The 18,003-nt window shown below is 60.8% G+C and carries 13 protein-coding genes and 1 pseudogene; 9 read left to right on the top strand and 5 right to left on the bottom strand.

The features are described from left to right. The first annotated feature begins 65 nt into the window (after positions 1 to 65). On the top strand, positions 66 to 896 hold the full coding sequence (locus ACWXWJ_RS07975) for an NAD-dependent deacylase (protein WP_448307949.1): 831 nt from the start codon (positions 66 to 68) through the stop codon (positions 894 to 896). Positions 897 to 912: 16 nt separating this feature from the next. On the opposite strand, the gene ACWXWJ_RS07970 is transcribed toward ACWXWJ_RS07975, so the two are convergent. Beyond that, entirely contained in the window at positions 913 to 3,312 is a 2,400-nt protein-coding gene (locus ACWXWJ_RS07970; RefSeq protein WP_448307950.1) for an acyltransferase family protein, read from the bottom strand. Between the two features lie 109 nt (positions 3,313 to 3,421). Further along, a pseudogene (locus tag ACWXWJ_RS07965) lies at positions 3,422 to 3,833 on the bottom strand (gamma carbonic anhydrase family protein). An 89-nt stretch (positions 3,834 to 3,922) separates the two neighbouring features. Between ACWXWJ_RS07965 and ACWXWJ_RS07960 the strand changes: the two are divergent. After that, a complete protein-coding gene (locus tag ACWXWJ_RS07960) occupies positions 3,923 to 4,432 on the top strand; it encodes an NAD(P)H-dependent oxidoreductase (RefSeq protein WP_448307951.1) in 510 nt (169 codons plus the stop codon). Positions 4,433 to 4,438: 6 nt separating this feature from the next. On the opposite strand, the gene ACWXWJ_RS07955 is transcribed toward ACWXWJ_RS07960, so the two are convergent. Then, the gene (locus tag ACWXWJ_RS07955) at positions 4,439 to 4,792 is read right to left on the bottom strand and encodes a hypothetical protein (protein ID WP_293791693.1); all 354 of its coding nucleotides are present in this window, start codon (positions 4,790 to 4,792) and stop codon (positions 4,439 to 4,441) included. Positions 4,793 to 4,926: 134 nt separating this feature from the next. Between ACWXWJ_RS07955 and ACWXWJ_RS07950 the strand changes: the two genes are divergently transcribed. The 3 genes from ACWXWJ_RS07950 (at position 4,927) to ACWXWJ_RS07940 (ending at position 6,922) form a co-directional block, all read left to right on the top strand. Then, entirely contained in the window at positions 4,927 to 5,898 is a 972-nt protein-coding gene (locus ACWXWJ_RS07950) for an NAD(P)H-dependent flavin oxidoreductase (protein WP_473964075.1), read from the top strand. Between the two features lie 117 nt (positions 5,899 to 6,015). Beyond that, a complete protein-coding gene (locus ACWXWJ_RS07945; RefSeq protein WP_473964074.1) occupies positions 6,016 to 6,399 on the top strand; it encodes a DUF488 domain-containing protein in 384 nt (127 codons plus the stop codon). 205 nt (positions 6,400 to 6,604) lie between these two features. After that, complete coding sequence (locus ACWXWJ_RS07940) at positions 6,605 to 6,922, top strand: GlsB/YeaQ/YmgE family stress response membrane protein (RefSeq protein WP_473964073.1); 318 nt, start codon at positions 6,605 to 6,607, stop codon at positions 6,920 to 6,922. 41 nt (positions 6,923 to 6,963) lie between these two features. Here ACWXWJ_RS07940 and ACWXWJ_RS07935 read toward each other — a convergent pair whose 3' ends face one another. Next, complete coding sequence (locus ACWXWJ_RS07935; RefSeq protein ID WP_473964072.1) at positions 6,964 to 7,293, bottom strand: hypothetical protein; 330 nt, start codon at positions 7,291 to 7,293, stop codon at positions 6,964 to 6,966. Positions 7,294 to 7,779: 486 nt separating this feature from the next. On the opposite strand from ACWXWJ_RS07935, the gene ACWXWJ_RS07930 reads away from it, so the two are divergent. After that, complete coding sequence (locus tag ACWXWJ_RS07930) at positions 7,780 to 8,448, top strand: DNA-3-methyladenine glycosylase I (RefSeq protein WP_473964071.1); 669 nt, start codon at positions 7,780 to 7,782, stop codon at positions 8,446 to 8,448. A gap of 8 nt (positions 8,449 to 8,456) precedes the next feature. Here ACWXWJ_RS07930 and ACWXWJ_RS07925 read toward each other — a convergent pair whose 3' ends face one another. Then, a complete protein-coding gene (locus tag ACWXWJ_RS07925; RefSeq protein ID WP_473964070.1) occupies positions 8,457 to 10,793 on the bottom strand; it encodes a 2,4-dienoyl-CoA reductase FMN-binding domain-containing protein in 2,337 nt (778 codons plus the stop codon). Positions 10,794 to 11,145: 352 nt separating this feature from the next. On the opposite strand from ACWXWJ_RS07925, the gene gltB reads away from it, so the two are divergent. The 3 genes from gltB to ACWXWJ_RS07910 are packed head-to-tail and all read left to right on the top strand — an operon-like array spanning position 11,146 to position 17,984. Beyond that, positions 11,146 to 15,753 (top strand): glutamate synthase large subunit, encoded by a 4,608-nt coding sequence (gene gltB, locus ACWXWJ_RS07920; RefSeq protein WP_473964069.1) that lies wholly within the window; start codon positions 11,146 to 11,148, stop codon positions 15,751 to 15,753. Continuing rightward, positions 15,754 to 17,292 (top strand): glutamate synthase subunit beta, encoded by a 1,539-nt coding sequence (locus ACWXWJ_RS07915; protein ID WP_473964068.1) that lies wholly within the window; start codon positions 15,754 to 15,756, stop codon positions 17,290 to 17,292. Continuing rightward, positions 17,289 to 17,984, top strand: coding sequence for a LysE family translocator (locus ACWXWJ_RS07910; RefSeq protein ID WP_293791679.1), 696 nt, complete (start codon positions 17,289 to 17,291; stop codon positions 17,982 to 17,984). The genes ACWXWJ_RS07915 and ACWXWJ_RS07910 overlap by 4 nt, the downstream gene beginning before the upstream one ends. Positions 17,985 to 18,003 lie beyond the last annotated feature (19 nt).

The following is an 18,003-nucleotide window of genomic DNA, read 5'->3' as shown; positions in this document are numbered from 1 at the left end:
CCTCTCTCTTAGTTTAGTCGTTCTAGTTTGATCATGAGAGCCCATTATCCCGCTAGCCTGGGGGCATGGTCACAGTGATTACCAGCCCAGAATCCACCGCCGGGAGGGTCCATCCATTGCAAAAAGAGGATCTCCCGGAAGACCTCGTTGCGGTAGTCCGCGCAGCGAAATATGTAGAAGTATTCACCGGTGCGGGCATGTCCGCCGACTCTGGGCTGGATACCTTCCGCGATGCGCAGACCGGCATTTGGTCACATGTTGACCCACAGGCAATGGCCAGTTTGGATGCCTGGGCAAAAGATCCCGAGCCCATGCTTGCCTGGTACCTCTGGCGGGCGGTGCTTTGCCGCCGCGCCGACGCAAATGCGGGGCACCGAGCGATAGGTCAGTGGGCGGAACGAGGGGGCGTCACCGTACACGTAACCACCCAGAACATCGATGACCTGCACGAGCGTGGCGGCAGTAAGAATGTGGCGCACTTACATGGGAGCCTGTTTCGCTATCGCTGCAGCATTTGTAGCAAGCCCGCGCGGATGCCGGAGCTGCCCACAGAACAGATTGAGCGCGCAACACCCCCGACGTGCACGCTGTGCGGAAATCCGGTGCGCCCAGGCGTGGTGTGGTTCGGCGAGCCACTACCGCACCGGGAATGGGAAGCCGCGGAAGAGGCCATGCGGATGGCGGATTTGGTGGTGATTATCGGAACGTCCGGAGTGGTCTGGCCGGCTGCGGGGCTCCCCAGTATCGCAGCTCAGCGTGGCACCCCAATAGTGGAGATCTCTCCTGCGCGCACCGACCTGACGGATATGTGTACGTGGTCGCTGCGCACTACCGCGGCGAATGGGGCACCATTGCTGGCGCAGGCAGCCGAAGAAGCTAGAGGATCCGGCGACTAGCCCCGCTAATCCTCAGCTAGTTCTGCTGGTTCTGCGGGTTCGGCGGCTGGGGCTGCTTGGGCTTGAGCCCAACATTCATTGGGGGGATCTTGTGGTTCGGGTCGAACATCTGCGCTTCCATCTCCGGGGCGAGGGTCTCGGCGAAGATGTTGTTGAAGTGGTGCGCATCGCGGTAGACCGCCATGTTGCCGATGATGGACGGGCACCAATCCTCGCGGCAGATCGCGGCCGTCAGATCCATGAGGGTCACGTCCATACCCTTGTACGCCTCGATGGAGGGATCCACAGGCAGCAGGGAATCCCAGACGCTCTGGCCGCACTCGGCGTTGATGGCCAGCACCTCGTCGAAGTTCGGGCGGCCGGGGTTGGCCAGGCCGGGGAAGTCCTCATTCTCCGCAACCTCGCCTTGCTTGCCTTCCATCATCTCGGCAACGCAGGCGCGCATGTCGCGAGGTGCACCCTTGTCAGTGGTCTGCCACGGGTTATCGCGCATCAGCCAGCTGTGGATGCCCTGGTCCGTGAAGCTCTGCACTAGGTCCTTGTACTCCTGTGGCACCTGCTCCGGGCCAGCGCCGCCGATCGAAGTTGGGCGCGTACCGGTCATGAAGATGCCCTCTGTCGGCGGATTCTCCTTGATGTAGTCCACGACCTTCTCCGACCAACTGATACAGGAGGGGTACTCTTCGCCATTGACGCGCGTGATCTTGGCGTTTACCGGGCAGCCCATCTTCAGCAGCGGGATCATCTTCACGTGCCGGTTGCGGCCCACGATGTCCAGCGCCGGAATGTAGTGCTCGGAGTGCGAACCACCGATGACGTAGATCGTCTTATCGGAGTGAATATCGCCATAGGCGCACTCTTCATCGGAGCGGTTGTAGTTCTTCTTCAGAATCAGCGCATCGCTATCGAAGCCGATCTGGCACCCATCCGGTTGAGTCTGCGGCAGGAGGGAGTGGAAGTCCTCTAGCGGCGGAACCAGCGGCATGTTCTCCGGTACGGGGGCGTTCACCAGGAAGCTTGCCGCGCCTGGGTAGATGGCCTTGTCCTTGGCTAGATCCCACAGCTGTTCGCTGTTTACATCTTCGCGGTGTTGTAGATACTGGGGCGACGCCACCACAGCGCCAGCGATAACCAGAATCAGAACGGCGTAAACAGCCTTCGGCCAAGCGGACAGGGACTTAGCCCAGTATCGGGGACTAAACAGAATCCAGCTGCGCTCGGGCTTCTTACCCTGACGTAGCGGACGCTCCACCAGCTTGTTGGAGATCCAGGCCAAAACAACGCTGCCGGCGATCACCGCTGCGCCGAGGGCAGGCGTGACCTTGGGAACGTTGAAGTAGTAGACGCACAGCACCAAGATCGGCCAGTGCCAGACATACAGCGCATAGCTGATACGTCCCAAGAATTGGAATGGGCGAGTCAGCAGCAGTCGAGTAACACCTACCGGCTCGCCGGAGTGGCCGGCCAGTACAACCAGCAGTGCGCCGATGAGCGGAACGAGTGTCCACGGGCCGGGGAACTGGTCAGCACCGTCCAGGAACAGGCCGGTGCTGATGATCATGGCCAGACCCACAATGCCCATGATGGTGCGCGTCCAGCGACCCATGGGGCGCAGGACAGGATTGCCGTTCTCGTCGCGGCGCAGCAACAGCATGCCGAGCAGACCACCCAGACCGATCTCCCAGAAACGGCTCAGCGTGGAGTAGTAGTTGATGGTCTGGTCTTCCATGTGGAAGTACGTCGCGTAAGCGAACGAAAGCACAGTGGCAGCAGTTAAGACAACCAACAGTGCCTGGCGGGCGTACTTCCTGAAAATCAGGGCAAGTAGAGTCACTACCAGGAGAGATCCGACGTAGATCTGCAGCTGTGCGGACATGGACCACAGGTGTTGGAACGGGCTGACTGTGGTGCGAACGGAGGTGTACTCACGGCCGGAATATGCAAGCTGCCAGTTGATGTAGTAGCCCAGGGAAGCCACTGCATCCTTTGCCATCTGCACATGCACAAGCCGGTTCATCAGCAGCAGCGATGCCGCCAGCACGCTGGCGACAACCACCGCAAGCAGCGGGAAGAGGCGTCGAATAATACGAATCAGGGACTGCAGGAACGTGAGTCCCTTCGGGTTCTGTGCATTGCGCAGCTGGCTGCCGAAGAAGAAGATGCCGCCGAGCAACAGGAACACGTCCACACCAGAGCTGACCTTGCCAACAAAAACGTGGAAGATCACGACCAGGCCGATGGCTAGGCCACGCAGTCCCTCGATGTCGTAGCGCATCGTGGAAAGACGTGCGCCGGATTTACCGGAAGTGCCCGCTTTAGCAGCTTTCTCCGAGCCGCGGGGCTCCGTCGGTTTCTTGATTTTTGTGGAGTTCGACTGTTCGGTCGAATCGTCCGTCGAAGATTTTCCCTGTTCCATAACTTGGATAAGTCTATTGACCAGCGGGATAAAATTCGAAACGACTCACCCGGCGAGCCTAAAGGGAAGGCGTTAAGAGCCTCACAGTTTGTTATAGGTGCGTGGCGTGTTAGTCGAAGTACACGTCTTCCAGAGATAGCGCTTCAGCCGGATTTGCCTGGTTGCGCGCCGTTTCTACGTAGCGTGCCGCGTGGGCAATGAACCCTTCTCGCTCTTGCTCGGAGAGTTCGCGCCGTACTTTCGCAGGCAGGCCAGCTGCCAGGGATCCGGCGGGAATTTCTTGCCCTTCCAGCACCACTGCGCCCGCGTTCCACATGCATCACCGAGTTGTCTTGAACGTTTGTGCGCTCGCCAATGCGGATCGCTCCGACATCACCGCGCAGAACGCAGCCATAGAACACCGAGGAATCCGCCCCGATTTCCACATCTCCAATGATGGTCACGCCAGGGGAGATCATTGCGCTGCGGTGGATCCTTGGCGCCCTGCCCTGAAACGGAAGGATAAGCGGTGCTGCATTCATGTTTCTCATCCTAACTATTTATTGACGCCCCCACGCCCCCTTTCCCTGAATAGTCCACGCGGAATCACAGGATCTGTAGCGTTGGCGTCATGAGCGAAAACCCTGTGACCGCTAAGTCAGTAACAATCCTCGTCGTCCACCACAGCCCGACTGAAAAAGCTCAGAAGTTGGCAGACACAGTACTTTCGGCGGCGCGCGCCGCCGCCGACGAGGTGAATACAGAGCTCGACGGTGCTGCCGTGGAAATCGTGGAACGGCAAGCTCTAGAACCGGACGTGGAGGAGCTGCGCGGGGCGGATGCTGTCATCTTGGGAACCACCGCCAACTTCGGCTATATCTCCGGTGCACTCAAACACTATTTCGATACGGTGTATGTGCCCGTGCTCGAAGAGAAGAAAGCCACTCCGACTAGCTGGTGGATCCGCGGAGGCTACGACACGACAGGCGCGGAGAAGGCGATGCGCTCCATCCTCACAGGATTGGAATGGGACACAGTCGCCGAACCCGTCGAGTTCACTGGAGAAATTGAGCCCCATCTGGCGGAGCTGGAGGCGATGGCTCAAGCTGTGGTGGGCCAGGCGGTGGCGTCACAAATGTAGGCGCCTTTAACGCAGGTCGGATAGAACACAAGCGGCACCGGCAACCGCGGTGGTGACGGAGAGAACCGCAGGCCAGGGACCGATCTTCTTGGCGAGTGGGTGGGAGAGGCCAAACGCGGCGATGTATCCGGCAGTCAGCCCTGCAGCTACGCCCGCGCCTGCCTTCGCGTTCCACGAACGGGCAGCGTAACCGCCGGCGGCGGCCAGAATTACACCACCGAGGGGGCGGATGCCGGTCTCGCGGGCTGTCAGCCAGCCACCGATAAGGCCAGTAATGACGACGGATGCGGTGTTGACTTCCTTGGCGGGCTTCAGGGTGGAAGTGGGCTTAAGTTTATTCAGCGTGTTCTTCTGTGCCATGCTTTCCACCTTACGCGCGAGACTCTGTGAAGTTTTCGGCAATAACACAGAAGGACGACTAGGGTGGTGGCGGACAGATTATCCATGCCATGAGTCCAACGCCATGAGTCCAACGTCATGAGGAGGAAGATTTCATGATTGAACGCCTCGATACCCGACTGACCAAGCTCTGGGGAATCGACAAGCCAATCATCGGTGCTCCAATGGCGGGGCGCTCAGACGGCAATCTGGCTGCGGCCGTGAGCCGAGCTGGTGGCCTGGGAATGTTTGGCGTAGGCGCGGGCACTAAACCCGAGTGGATTCTGGAAAATGCACGCATCGCCGCAGAAGCCGGGCCTTATGGAATTGGCCTGATGGTCTGGGCGCTGGAAGATAACCCCGCGCAGTTCGACGCAGTGCTGGAGGCCAAGCCGACAGTAGTGAGCCTCGGCTTCGGCGATCCGAAGCCCTATGTGGATCGGGCCCACGAGGCCGGGATCTCCGTCGTCGCGCCGATCAACACTATGGCGCAGCTCCGCCAAGCACTGGCGGCGGGAGTCGACGCTATTTGTGTGCAGGGTACGGATGCTGGCGGTCACACCGGGCGTATCGGCACCCTGCCACTGATCCAGATTGTGTTGGAGTACATGCAGGTCAACGCTCCGGGTGTGCCGATCGCGGTTGCAGGTGGCATTGCTACGGGCCGAGGCGTGGCATCCATGCTGGTCGCGGGAGCGGATGCGGCGTGGGTCGGTACGGCACTGTTGGCTTCCCCAGAGGCTGCCGGTGCGCCGGAACTGCGGCAGGCTGCGATTAAGGCCACGGCCAGCCGGACCGTGCTGACCGACATCTACGACCGCGCCGAAAAGCAAAAGTGGGATACGGAGCAGTGGCCCACCCGCACCGTGCGCAATGCATTCGTCGACGTGTATCGCCCGCTGTCCGAAGCAGGGGAGGTTACCGACGAGGAACTGGTCGCGGCCCGCGCCGAGGGCGGAGACTTTGCAGGCGAGTTGAAGCTGCACGCGGGGCAAGGTGTGGAACTACTGCGGGCAGAGGTGCCTGCCGGTGAGGTCGTGCAGGGTATGTACGACGAAGCGCTGCACTGCCTCGGACGTTTCTCCTAAAACGTAAGCCCCGAAGCTAAACCTCGGGGAGCCCCAGAAAAAATCTTGGTGCTCGAGCTGGAGAGCTCTCGAAACTTCAAAAGTCTCAAAAGCTTCAAAGTCTAAGGAGGAAACCGCATGGACATCGACCGCGTATACAACTGGCGCGACCGACAGCGCCAAGGTCTGTATTTAGTGGACCGGTTGTGGCCTAGGGGCGTCAAGAAAGAAAGCCTAGATTTGGCCAGCTGGCCGAAAGAACTAACGCCCAGCAGCGACCTGCGCCGAGAGTTCCACAATGGCTTGAGCTTTGCCGAGTTCCGTGAGAAGTACGTGGCGGAGCTGGAGGAACGGAAAGTCGCAGGGGAGCTGGACGATGCCCTGGCCGAAGTGCGCGACTACCAGAAGCGGGCGACCGATGAAGGCGCTCCGGAGCTCCTGCTGCTGTATGCCGCGAAAGAAAAAGAGCACAACCATGCGGTTGTGCTCCGAGATTGGCTGGCGCCCCAGCTGGAAAGCTAAGGCGCCGGCTAACTAGCCGGTCGCGCTAGAGGCGCTGGCGGGAAGCCACAAGCGTTACGTCGTGCGTAGCTATTGACCAGGTCGCGGACAGCCATGTAGTGGGCACCGTTGTGGCGGTAGCTGCGTTAGGGAGCCCTGTGGGTTGTCTTCGCAACTTATCGATTAGCCATGGAGGAATGCTGGGAAAGTCGGTACTGTCGGGTGCATGACTACTGAAATCCTCGCCACAAATTCTTTCCTGCTTGCAGAAGGCTCTGCTGTCCCGCCGCTGGGCATGGTCGGGTGGGTCGTTATCGGTGGCCTGGCTGGCTGGATCGGTTCCAAGATCATGGGTACCGACGAGCAGATGGGCTTCTTCCTCAACATCATCGTCGGTATTATCGGTGGCTTCCTGGGCGGTTGGGTCCTCGGCCTGCTGGGTATCGGCAGTGGTGGCTGGTTCTGGAGCTTCCTGACCTGCCTGCTGGGTGCCTGCCTCCTGATCTTCATTGTGGGGCTTGTTACGGGCAAGCGAGGGAAGTAGGAACCTCCCGGATTAAAATCGGCACCGGCGACAGGCTGGTGCTAGAACAAACGTAAGACTGATTGCGCACCTTCACTGAAGCGTGCGCTTTCGTTTTCTAGGCCGTGGCCGAGCCATAGGACAAGAAGCAGAATGATCAGCGCGCAGATAATAAAGATCAGCGTGCCGATGAAAAAATAGGAACGGAAGAGGCCGATTTTGGCTTCTTCCTTTAGGGGCGCCTCGACGGACGGTCGGGCGTCCTTTTTGTTGATCTTCACGGCGGGTGCGCCCGATGCGTCTACGAAGCCGCCGTGCTGGACAGAGACAGCTCGTAGCGTGCCAGTATCGCGTTGCTGGTCTGCGTTACCAGCGTCGGTATGGCGTTCCATCGTTTCCTCCGGTTTTAGTATCCATGTGGTCGTGCGGCGTTAAAGCGGCAGAGTTCCAGGCTCTACTTCTGTGGTGCGAGCCGCGCGAGACCTCTGCGAGATACATGCAGGACTGTGTGGAGTCCTACAAGTACCTAAAAAGCGAGGAGGGGTAGGAGTCGAAAATTTTGGGTTGCTTTAAGTTTAGTATCACTGTCTCAACCTGCCGGAACTATCCCCGTTCCTGGGGGTGTAATGCCAGGTACGGATATCGTGTTCCACCCCCAAATAAGGGTTATTCACAGTCCGGGGAAATGTGGATAACCTCACCCTGTGGGAGGGGTGGAAGCCAACTCGCACAGAGCCTGTTCCGAGATTGAATTACAGTGATGAATGTCTGTCAGCGTTGAATTTTTACCAGCGCTCCAAGGCGCACAGCAAATCACTTGCCACATACTTCCCACCCCATGATCGCCTTGTTCGAGAAGGGGATCCGAAAGGAATTTAATGGACGGTACACGCCAGCTCCTAACGACCAGCACTGGTCAGCTTGTGGACGAATCCGGCGTTGCGCGCCCACCATGGGCGTATCGCAGCGAGATTGAGATGGATTACTACGACAACGAGTGGGGTCGCCCGGTCATCACCGAACACGGTCTGCTGGAGCGTATCGCCCTCGAAGGTTTTCAATCCGGACTGTCCTGGGCCACGATCCTTCGCAAGCGCCGGGATTTTCGCTCTGTGTTCTTTCTTTTTGACGCCCAGCGTATCGCTGAAATGAGTGAGCCCCAACGCCGTGCTGCCCTGCAGGACGAGCGTTTGATCCGGAATGCCCGCAAGCACGAGGCTCTATATGAAAACGCCCGGGCGACGATGGAGCTCCGGCGTGCGGAAGAGTATCAGGTGCTACCGGAAGACTCCCCGGCGCGGGAGGTGCTGGGCGGTGCAGCAAATAGACTAGCCCCTGGCCTCCCGGTGCTGATGTGGTCATTCACCCCAGCCGAGCACACTCGGCCACGGACGTTGGATGAGATTCCCTCGACATCGCCGGAGTCTAAGGCGCTAGCAAAGGAGCTCAAGCGTCGCGGTTTCCAATATGTGGGCCCCACGACGTGCTATGCAACGATGCAGGCGATTGGCATGGTTGATGACCGGGTGATGGAGCCGGAAAGCTAGCCCGGCAGCTAAATGCGAGCCGCTAGTTCCACCGCTTGGCGGATGGCACGCTTGGCGTCAAGCTCCGCGGCAACATCTGCACCACCGATGATGTGAACATTCGAAGCGCCTTCTTGTTCGGCGCCCTCCGGACGGATGGATTCCTGTCCCGTACAGAGCACGACGGTGTCCACGTTGATCACTCGCTGCTCGCGGTTTTCCTTGGTCTCGCGTTCGATCTGCTCCAGAAGTTCCTGCTTTTCCGCACGATCCAGGGTGCGGCCCTCGAAGGTGCCAGATTTAACCTGCTTGATCTTCTTTAGAGTGACCTGCGGATCCTCCACTGGCACGGTGATGTGCAGACCCTCGGAATCAATCTTTTCGTAGGTTACGCCCACGATCTGTTCCGTTCCACCCATAGCAACCGTTGCACGGTGGACCCAGCCGGTGGTCTTGCCCAGCGATCGGCCCATGCGGGTCGGCTTTCGCTGCAGCATTACAACTCGGCGTTGCGGGCGTTCAGGCTTGGGGGTGGAGAGGTTGCCGTGGACATCCGAGGCCTCGACCACGCCCCACTGGCTGTTCCAGGAGTTCAACGTCTGCGGGGTGCCCTGGCGATCCTCTAGTAGGAACTCCGCCACGTCGTAACCGATGCCTCCTGCGCCGATTACGGCTACGTATTCACCGGGGGTCTTTTCACCGGAGATCAACTCGGCGTAAGTCGCGACGGTCACGCCGTCGATCTTGCCCTCCAAGCCTTCAGTCACGCCTGGGAACTCCGGGATACGCGGACGCACGCCGGTGGCTACAACTATCTCCTCAAAGCCTTCGTCCTGCAGTTCCTTAGGGCTGACGGCCTTGCCAGTGGAGATGTTTACCTTCAGACCCTCGAGGCGGTTGACGACTGCATACAGAGCCTGAACGAACTCCTCCTTTCCGGGCACGCGCATTGCCAGGTTGAACTGGCCACCCAGAGTGTCCGCAGCCTCGAAGACGGTGACGTCGTGCCCGCGCAGTGCAAGCGCTTCCGCGGCAAAGAGGCCGGCCACGCCGCCACCAATAACACCGACTTTCTTGGAGCCCTGTGCAGGAAGTAGTTCCAGCTCGGTCTCGTAGGCCGCTCGTGGGTTAACCAGGCAGGTTGCCCGCTGATTGCCGAAGGTATGGTCCAAGCAGGCCTGGTTGCAGGCAATGCAGTGGTTGATCTCGGTATTTAGCCCGCGTGCGGCGCGGTTAACAAACTCCGGATCTGCCAGCAGGGGACGAGCCATAGACACCAGATCGGCCTGCGGGGTGCCAGCTGGCTGGCCATCGCCACCGTCCCAGGAGCCATCCAAAATGGCCTCGGCAACTTCCGGAGTATTAATGCGGTTAGAAGCCACAACCGGGATGTCCACGTGGTCGCGCACTTTCTGCGTGGCCCAGGCGAAAGCACCACGCGGCACGGAGGTAACGATCGTAGGGATCTGTGCCTCGTGCCAGCCCACGCCGGAACTCAGCATATCCGCGCCGGCCTCTTCGATCTTCTTCGCCAGCTGCAGAATCTCCTCTTGGCTCTGGCCCCCCTCGACCAGTTCCAACACGGAGATGCGGTAGTCGATAACGAAGTCCTCCGGCACCTTCGCACGGATGGCTTTGATGATTTCCATGGGGAAGCGCTGGCGGTTCTCCACCGAACCACCCCACTCGTCAGTGCGCTGATTCGTACGCTCTGCCAGGAATTGGTTAATGAGGTAGCCCTCGGAGCCCATAACCTGCACGCCGTCATAGCCCGCGTCGGCTGCGAGGGCAGCGGAGGTGGCGTAGGCGTCAATAAGCTTCTCGACCTCTTCTGCCGTCATCTCCCGGGCGGGGAAGGGGCTGATCGGCGACTGAGAAGCAGAGGCCGACTGCGCCATCGGGTGATAACCGTATCGGCCTGCATGCAGCAGCTGCAGCAGAATCTTCGCGCCACCGGCGTGTACGGCGTCAGTGATTTCGCGGTGGGCAGCAGCAATGTCCGGGGTGTTGAACGGGGTGCCATAGGGGGTCAGATTGCCTTCCATGACCGGCGGGTAGCCACCGGTCACCATTGCTGCGACACCGCCTTCGGCGCGGGCGGCGTAGAAGGCGGCGAGTTTCGGAACGTCTTCGATGGAGTCTTCCAGTCCGGTGTGCATAGAGCCCATGACGACGCGGTTGCGGAAGGTGGTCTTGCCGACCTGGATAGGGGAGAGGAGGGTCTTATACGCCGTAGCCGGGTCGTCGACCGGGGTGGCGGTGAGGCTTGTTGCCCCCGGAGCCGTAGAAAGGGGCAGAAGGGTACGGACAGAAGAGTCAGCAGAAGCTGTGTCAGCAGTGTTGTTCGTGGAAGGCTGGTTCGTCATGGGGGCAATTATCTCTAACAAAGCAAAAAGTTGTGGGGCTTTTTGAGAAACCAAGACCATACAGCCCATGCGGGCTAAAGTATGTATCAAAATGTGAGTAATGTAACTCAATCATCGCTGTTCAGAGTGGTTTCGATCACAAAGTGCTGGGAGGCTAGAAAGAGTTAGGCAAACCTAATTTTGTCTGCTCGCACCGCACGGTGCACTCTAGATAACCCATGACGAAACGATGTGATCGGAACTACAGCTGATTTCTGGCGGAGACCCACGTCACCAACAGAACTGCGAACCGATTGCAACTTTATTCGCATATGCAACTGCAGTACCTGTGACGAGAGTTAGGCCGTAAATCATGAAAAACTACCCTGCACGCCAGGGTCTTTACGACCCCCAGTTTGAGCATGATGCGTGTGGTGTCGCCTTTGTGGCTGACATGCACGGCCGCGCGACACGCGACATTGTGGACAAGGGCATTCAGGCCCTTGTGAACCTGGACCACCGCGGAGCAGCTGGAGCGGAGAAGAATACCGGCGACGGCGCCGGCATCCTTATCCAAATCCCCGACCGCTTTTACCGAGAGGAAATGGCCAAGCAGGACATCACCCTGCCGCCCGCCGGTCAGTACGCCACCGGCATCGCCTTCCTCCCGAACTCCCGCATGGCAGCACTCGACGCAGTGCGCGCCGTGGAAGCCATCGTGGAAGAAGAGGGCTTGAACCTTATCGGCTGGCGCGATGTCTCCGTCGACGATTCGAGTCTGGGCGCAATTGCACGCGATGCTGAACCGCTGTTCCACCAGCTCTTTATCTCTGGTGTTGACGCCGACGGTGAGCCCCTGGAAGGGCTTGAACTCGACCGTCGCGCGTTCTTCGTCCGCAAGCGTGCAGAGCGTGAGCTCGGCAGCAAGGGGCCAGGCGAGGGCTCCGGTGGAGATACCGTCTACTTCCCCTCTTTGTCCGCACGCACGGTTGTTTACAAGGGCATGCTGACCACCCCGCAGCTGCGGGAGTTCTACCTGGATCTGCAGGACGAAAGAATGGAGTCCGCACTGGCAATCGTGCACTCCCGCTTCTCCACCAACACCTTCCCGTCCTGGCCGCTGGCGCACCCCTACCGCCTGGTTGCTCACAACGGTGAGATCAACACCGTGCGCGGTAACGAGAACTGGATGCGCGCCCGCGAATCCCAGCTGCGCTCAGAGGTGCTGGGCGACCTGGATCGTGTACTGCCCATCTGTGATCCGGAAGGTTCGGATACCGGACGCTTCGACGAAGCCCTAGAGCTGCTGCACCTGGCCGGTCGCAGCCTGCCCCACGCCGTATTGATGATGGTGCCCCAGGCTTGGGAGCGTAACCCGCACATCGACCCGCAGGTTCGCGCGTTCTACGAGTACCACTCCAGCTTCATGGAGGCCTGGGACGGCCCCGCTGCTATTACCTTCACCGACGGCACCCTCATCGGCGCCACCCTCGACCGCAATGGCCTGCGTCCGGGACGCATCTGGATCACCAAGGACGGCCTCGTCGTCATGGCGTCGGAAGCAGGGGTGCTGGACATTCCGGACAGCGAGATCATCAAGCGCACCCGTGTCGAACCGGGCAAGATGTTCTTGGTTGACACCGCCCGCGGCTGCGTGGTCGAGGATGAGGAAATCAAGCAGGCTTTGGCGAACCAGCCTTACCAGCAGTGGGTAGAGGAAAACCTGGTTCACGAGTCCGACCTGCCTCAGGCTGAGCCGATCGGTATGAATCACGAGCGAATCGTGCTGCGCCAGCGCGTCTTCGGCTACACCGAAGAGGATCTGCAGACCCTGCTCCTGCCAATGGCCGCAAAGGGTGCCGAAGGCATCGGCTCCATGGGTACCGATACCCCCATTGCTGCCCTGTCCAACCGCCCGCGCCTGCTGTTCGACTTCTTCTCCCAGCGTTTCGCACAGGTGACGAACCCGCCGCTGGATAGCTACCGCGAGAAGATGGTCACCAGCATGTTCACCCAGTTGGGTGCGCAGGCGGATGTTCTTAACCCCGGTCCTGACGCCGCCCGCCGGATCCACCTGGACAGCCCGATTCTGGGTAACCAGACGCTGGCCAACCTGGCACATGCCGCGGACAACGCGGAGGCTGCCAGCAACGGCGTGGATCTCAGCGCCTTCAAGGCCGTCCGCATCCCGGGTCTGTACTCCGTGGCACACGGCGGTAAGGGTTTGCGCGAGGCCATCAAGCGGGTACGTCGTCAGGTCACCGACGCCATCAACGATGGTGCGACCATCCTGATCCTCTCCGACCGCGAATCCGATGAGCGCTACGCACCGATTCCGTCGCTGCTGCTAGCCAGCGCCGTGCACCACCACATGGTGCAGGAGAAGACCCGCACCCGAGCATCTCTGGTGATTGAGTCCGGTGGGGCTCGTGAGGTGCACCACCTGGCCATGCTCATCAACTTCGGTGCGGATGCCGTCAACCCGTACATGGCGCTCGAGACTGTACATGAGATGGCGAACAACGGACGAGTGGGCGTCAGTGCTGAAGAGGCCGAAGAAAACTACATCAACGCCGCAACCACCGGTATCCAAAAGGTCATGTCCAAGATGGGCATTGCGACGGTAGCAAGTTACCGCGGCTCGCAGCTGGCCGACGTGGTCGGACTGCACCAGAGCCTGCTGGACGAGTACTTCGTCGGAGCATTTAGCCCGATCTCCGGCATCGGCCTGGATGAGATCGCCGACGACGTGGCAAAGCGCCACCGCGAGGCCTTCCTGCCTCGCCCTGAGGAGCAGGCACACCGCGAGCTGGAGATCGGTGGTGAGTACAAGTGGCGCCGCGAGGGCGAATACCACCTGTTCAACCCGGAGACCGTGTTCAAGCTGCAGCACGCAACCCGCACTGGTCAATACCGTATCTTCAAGGAATACACCGAGAAGGTCGACAAGCAGTCCGAGCGCCTGGCTACACTGCGCGGCCTGTTCAAGTTCAAGTCGAACCGCCCCTCTATCCCGATTGCGGAAGTCGAACCGGTCAGCGAGATCGTGAAGCGCTTCGCCACCGGTGCGATGTCCTACGGCTCCATCTCCGCCGAAGCGCACGAGACCCTGGCGATTGCGATGAACCGCCTGAAGGGCATGTCGAACTCCGGCGAGGGTGGCGAGGACCCAGCGCGCTTCGAGCCGGAACCGAATGGCGATTGGAAGCGTTCCGCGATCAAGCAGGTGGCCTCCGGCCGCTTTGGCGTGACCAGCCACTACCTCAACAACTGCACGGATATCCAGATCAAGATGGCCCAGGGTGCCAAGCCGGGCGAGGGTGGCCAGCTGCCACCGGGCAAGGTGTACCCCTGGATCGCCGAAGTGCGCGTGACCACGCCGGGCGTGGGACTCATCTCCCCGCCGCCGCACCACGACATTTACTCCATCGAGGACTTGGCTCAGCTGATCCACGATCTGAAGAACGCCAACCCGGATGCGCGTATCCATGTCAAGCTCGTCGCTGAGCAGGGCGTGGGCACCGTCGCCGCCGGTGTGTCGAAGGCACACGCGGACGTGGTGCTGATCTCCGGCCACGATGGTGGTACCGGTGCCTCCCCGCTGACCTCCCTGAAGCACGCAGGTGGCCCCTGGGAGCTGGGCCTTGCCGAGACTCAGCAGACCTTGTTGATGAATGGTTTGCGCGACCGCATCACTGTGCAGTGTGATGGCCAGCTAAAGACTGGTCGCGACGTCATGGTGGCAGCCCTGCTGGGCGCCGAGGAGTTTGGCTTCGCGACCGCCCCGCTGGTGGTATCCGGCTGCATCATGATGCGCGTCTGCCACCTGGACACCTGCCCGGTAGGCGTGGCCACCCAGAACCCGGAGCTGCGCAAGCGCTACACCGGCCAGGCAGAGCACGTGGTGAACTTCTTCAAGTTCATCGCCGAGGAGGTACGTGAATACCTCGCCGAGCTGGGCTTCCGCACCCTAGAAGAGGCTGTGGGTCACTCCGAGTGTCTCACCGGCGGCAGCATGGAGGTTGAGCACAAGACCGCGGGCAAGCTGGACTTGGAGCCGATCTTCGCCCAGCCCGAAAGCCCCTTCATGCACCAGGACCTGCACCGCACCAAGGATCAGGATCACTCGCTGGATAAGGCACTGGACAACCAGATCCGCAAGGACGCGGAGGATACGATTCGCCGTGCCGCCGCGGGCGAGGATGCCTCCATCGAACTCAGCTACCCGATCACCAACGTCAACCGCACCGTCGGCACCATGACCGGCTCACTGATCTCCCGCGTAGCGGGCCGCGATGGATTGCCACAGGACACCGTGAACCTGCAGTTCACCGGATCCGCCGGTAACTCCTTCGGCGCCTTCGCCACGCACGGCATGACGCTGACCCTAAACGGTGACGCCAACGACTACGTCGGCAAGGGTCTATCCGGCGGTCGCATCGTCATCCGCCCGGCGGCAGAGGCCGCAGCCGAGGACATCACCACCGATGTCATCGCCGGCAACGTGCTGGGCTTCGGCGGTGTGCAGGGTGAGATGTTCATCCGCGGTACCGTCGGCGAGCGCTTCTGCGTCCGTAACTCCGGCCTCACCGCCGTCGTCGAAGGCGTGGGCAACCACGGCTGCGAGTACATGACGGGTGGTCGTGTGATCATCCTGGGCAAGATCGGCAACAACTTCGCAGCCGGTATGTCCGGTGGTATCGCCTACCTATTGGATGACGGTAGTGGCGTCACAGACAGAATCAACACCGAGCTCGTAGACATCGAAAAGATCACCGACGAGGAAGAGCTGCGATGGGTCGAACAGACGATCCAGACTCACCGCGACCTGACTGGGTCTACCGTGGAGGTCAACGCCGCGGACCTGATCAAGGTCATGCCCCGCGACTACGCGCGCGTGCTCAAGACGATCGCGCGCGCCGAAGCTGAGGGGCTCGACAAGGACGGCATCGCCGCCGCAATCATGGAGGAAGTGAACTAAATGGCTGATCCACGCGGATTTCTTAAGCACCGCCGCGAATCGGCGGCACACCGACCCGTCCCGCTGCGTCTGTTGGACTGGAATGAAGTCTACGAGGACTTCTCCGACGACAAGGTGCAGACCCAAGCTAGCCGCTGCATGGACTGCGGCATCCCGTTCTGCCACGATGGCTGCCCGTTGGGCAATATCATCCCCGAGTGGAATGACCTGGTGCGCAAGGGCAATTGGCGCGAGGCCTACGACCGCCTGCACGCCACCAATAACTTCCCGGAGTTCACTGGCCGCCTGTGCCCCGCGCCCTGCGAAGGTGCATGTGTGCTGGGCATCGGCGACGACCCGGTGAATATCAAGACGGTTGAATTCACCATCGTCGAGCACGCCTGGAAGGAGGGCTGGATCAAGCCGATCAAGCCCAGCTTCAAGACCGGCCAGCGTGTGGCCGTAGTTGGCTCCGGCCCCTCCGGCCTGGCTGCAGCCCAGCAGCTGACCCGCGCAGGTCACGATGTCACTGTCTTCGAGCGTGCCGACCGTATTGGTGGCCTGATGCGCTACGGCGTGCCCGAGTACAAGATGGAAAAGAAGTGGATCGACCGCCGCCTGGAGCAGATGGAAGCTGAGGGCACGAAGTTCGTCGTGAACACGTCGCCCACCGGCGAGGAGCTCAAGGAGTTCGACGGCGTGATCGTTGCCATCGGCTCCACCGTGGGCCGCGACCTGCCGGTGACCGGCCGGGACCTGAAGGGCGTCTACCAGGCAATGGAGTACCTGCCAGAGGCCAACAAGGTCTGTGAAGGCGACCGCGAGGAGTCCACCATCAACGCAAAGGGGAAGCGCGTGGTCATCATCGGCGGTGGCGATACCGGTACCGACTGCTTCGGTACCGCCCTGCGCCAGGGTGCCATTGAGGTCTCCCAGTTCGATATCACCCCGAAGCCGCCGAAGACCCGTGGTGCCTCCACCCCGTGGCCGACCTATCCGCGTATCTGGCGCGTGGCGTCTGCCCACGAAGAGGGCGAATACCGCGTGACCGGCAACGAGTCCGCAGACGAGATCGCCGCCCTGGGCCTGGCCGAGCGCCAGCCAGGGGACGAACTTGGCATCCGCCGTTACTCCATCAACACCGTCGAGATCACCGGCGATGGCGAGAAGGTCACCGGCCTGAAGGGCGCCGAATGCCGCTTCGGAGAAAATGGCCTGGAGAACATCCCGGAGTCTGACTTTGAGATGGATGCGGACCTGGTGCTGCTGGCAATGGGCTTTGTCTCCGTCGAAGAGACCCCGGTTGTTAAGGATCTTGGGCTGAAGGTCAACGACCGTGGGCGCCTGGAGCGCGATGGCACCTTCCGTGCTCAGACCACCAACGCGGAGTTCGCGGACATCCCGGTATTCGTCGCCGGCGATGCGGGCCGTGGCCAGTCGCTGATCGTCTGGGGCATTTCCGAGAGCCGTTCCGCCGCTGCGGAACTAGACCGCGTGCTGATGGGCGAAACCGCACTGCCGCGCCCGATCAACCCGACTGACGTGGCGATGCAGGCTTGAGCCTTGCCGCTTATCTAGGGCTGCTCGGTGCCTGGGTGCTGGCCATTACTGTGCCAGGCCCGGACACCGTGCAGCTCATTCGTTTAGGTGCCCGGTCGCGCCGCTCGGCGGTGTTCGCCGCCCTGGGGATCTGTACGGGCAATGTGCTGTGGCCCGTGGTGACGATGCTGGGCCTGGCTGCGTTGATCGCCGCCTTCCCGTGGATGCTGACCGCGTTGTACCTGTTCGGCGGCTGTTTCCTGGTGTACATGGGCCAAGGTGCCTTCCGTTCCGGCCATGCGGACTGGCGCAGCCGTGCGGCACTACCTGCTGTCTCTTCTTATGACGCCCCCACCGGGGAGTCCGGTGACCGTGGACCGCAGGGTACTGCGCTGGCGCCGCTGGGGGATTTTGCCTCCTGGCGCCTGGGTTTGGCAACGAACCTATCCAACCCCAAGGCGTTGCTGTTCTTCGGCTCGGTGTTCGCGCAGTTTATCCCCGTAGAAGCTACGCTGTTGGATCGATTGATCGTGCTGGTGCTGATGACTCTTGTGGGTCTGCTGTGGTTTTGTGGCTTTGCTTTAGCGGTGGCCGCAGGGGCAGAGAAGATCCAGCGCATCAATCCATTCATCGAGATGGTGGCCGGGGTTTTGTTTATGGTGTTGGGCGCGTTCCTAGCCTTGGAGGGCGTGCGCCTGCTGGTGGGGGTCTGAAGGTCGCTAGACTAAAGCG

The organism is Corynebacterium sp. p3-SID1761, from assembly GCF_055862885.1.
Note: the sequence above shows the minus strand (reverse complement) of the source record. Positions and strands in the feature narration are given on the sequence as shown.

Bases quoted from the DNA above. Each gene is read 5' to 3' on its own strand.
- ACWXWJ_RS07975 (WP_448307949.1), top strand. From the start codon at position 66: ATGGTCACAGTGATTACCAGCCCAGAATCCACCGCCGGGAGGGTCCAT.
- ACWXWJ_RS07970 (WP_448307950.1), bottom strand. From the start codon at position 3,312: ATGGAACAGGGAAAATCTTCGACGGACGATTCGACCGAACAGTCGAAC.
- ACWXWJ_RS07960 (WP_448307951.1), top strand. From the start codon at position 3,923: ATGAGCGAAAACCCTGTGACCGCTAAGTCAGTAACAATCCTCGTCGTC.
- ACWXWJ_RS07955 (WP_293791693.1), bottom strand. From the start codon at position 4,792: ATGGCACAGAAGAACACGCTGAATAAACTTAAGCCCACTTCCACCCTG.
- ACWXWJ_RS07950 (WP_473964075.1), top strand. From the start codon at position 4,927: ATGATTGAACGCCTCGATACCCGACTGACCAAGCTCTGGGGAATCGAC.
- ACWXWJ_RS07945 (WP_473964074.1), top strand. From the start codon at position 6,016: ATGGACATCGACCGCGTATACAACTGGCGCGACCGACAGCGCCAAGGT.
- ACWXWJ_RS07940 (WP_473964073.1), top strand. From the start codon at position 6,605: ATGACTACTGAAATCCTCGCCACAAATTCTTTCCTGCTTGCAGAAGGC.
- ACWXWJ_RS07935 (WP_473964072.1), bottom strand. From the start codon at position 7,293: ATGGAACGCCATACCGACGCTGGTAACGCAGACCAGCAACGCGATACT.
- ACWXWJ_RS07930 (WP_473964071.1), top strand. From the start codon at position 7,780: ATGGACGGTACACGCCAGCTCCTAACGACCAGCACTGGTCAGCTTGTG.
- ACWXWJ_RS07925 (WP_473964070.1), bottom strand. From the start codon at position 10,793: ATGACGAACCAGCCTTCCACGAACAACACTGCTGACACAGCTTCTGCT.
- gltB (WP_473964069.1), top strand. From the start codon at position 11,146: ATGAAAAACTACCCTGCACGCCAGGGTCTTTACGACCCCCAGTTTGAG.
- ACWXWJ_RS07915 (WP_473964068.1), top strand. From the start codon at position 15,754: ATGGCTGATCCACGCGGATTTCTTAAGCACCGCCGCGAATCGGCGGCA.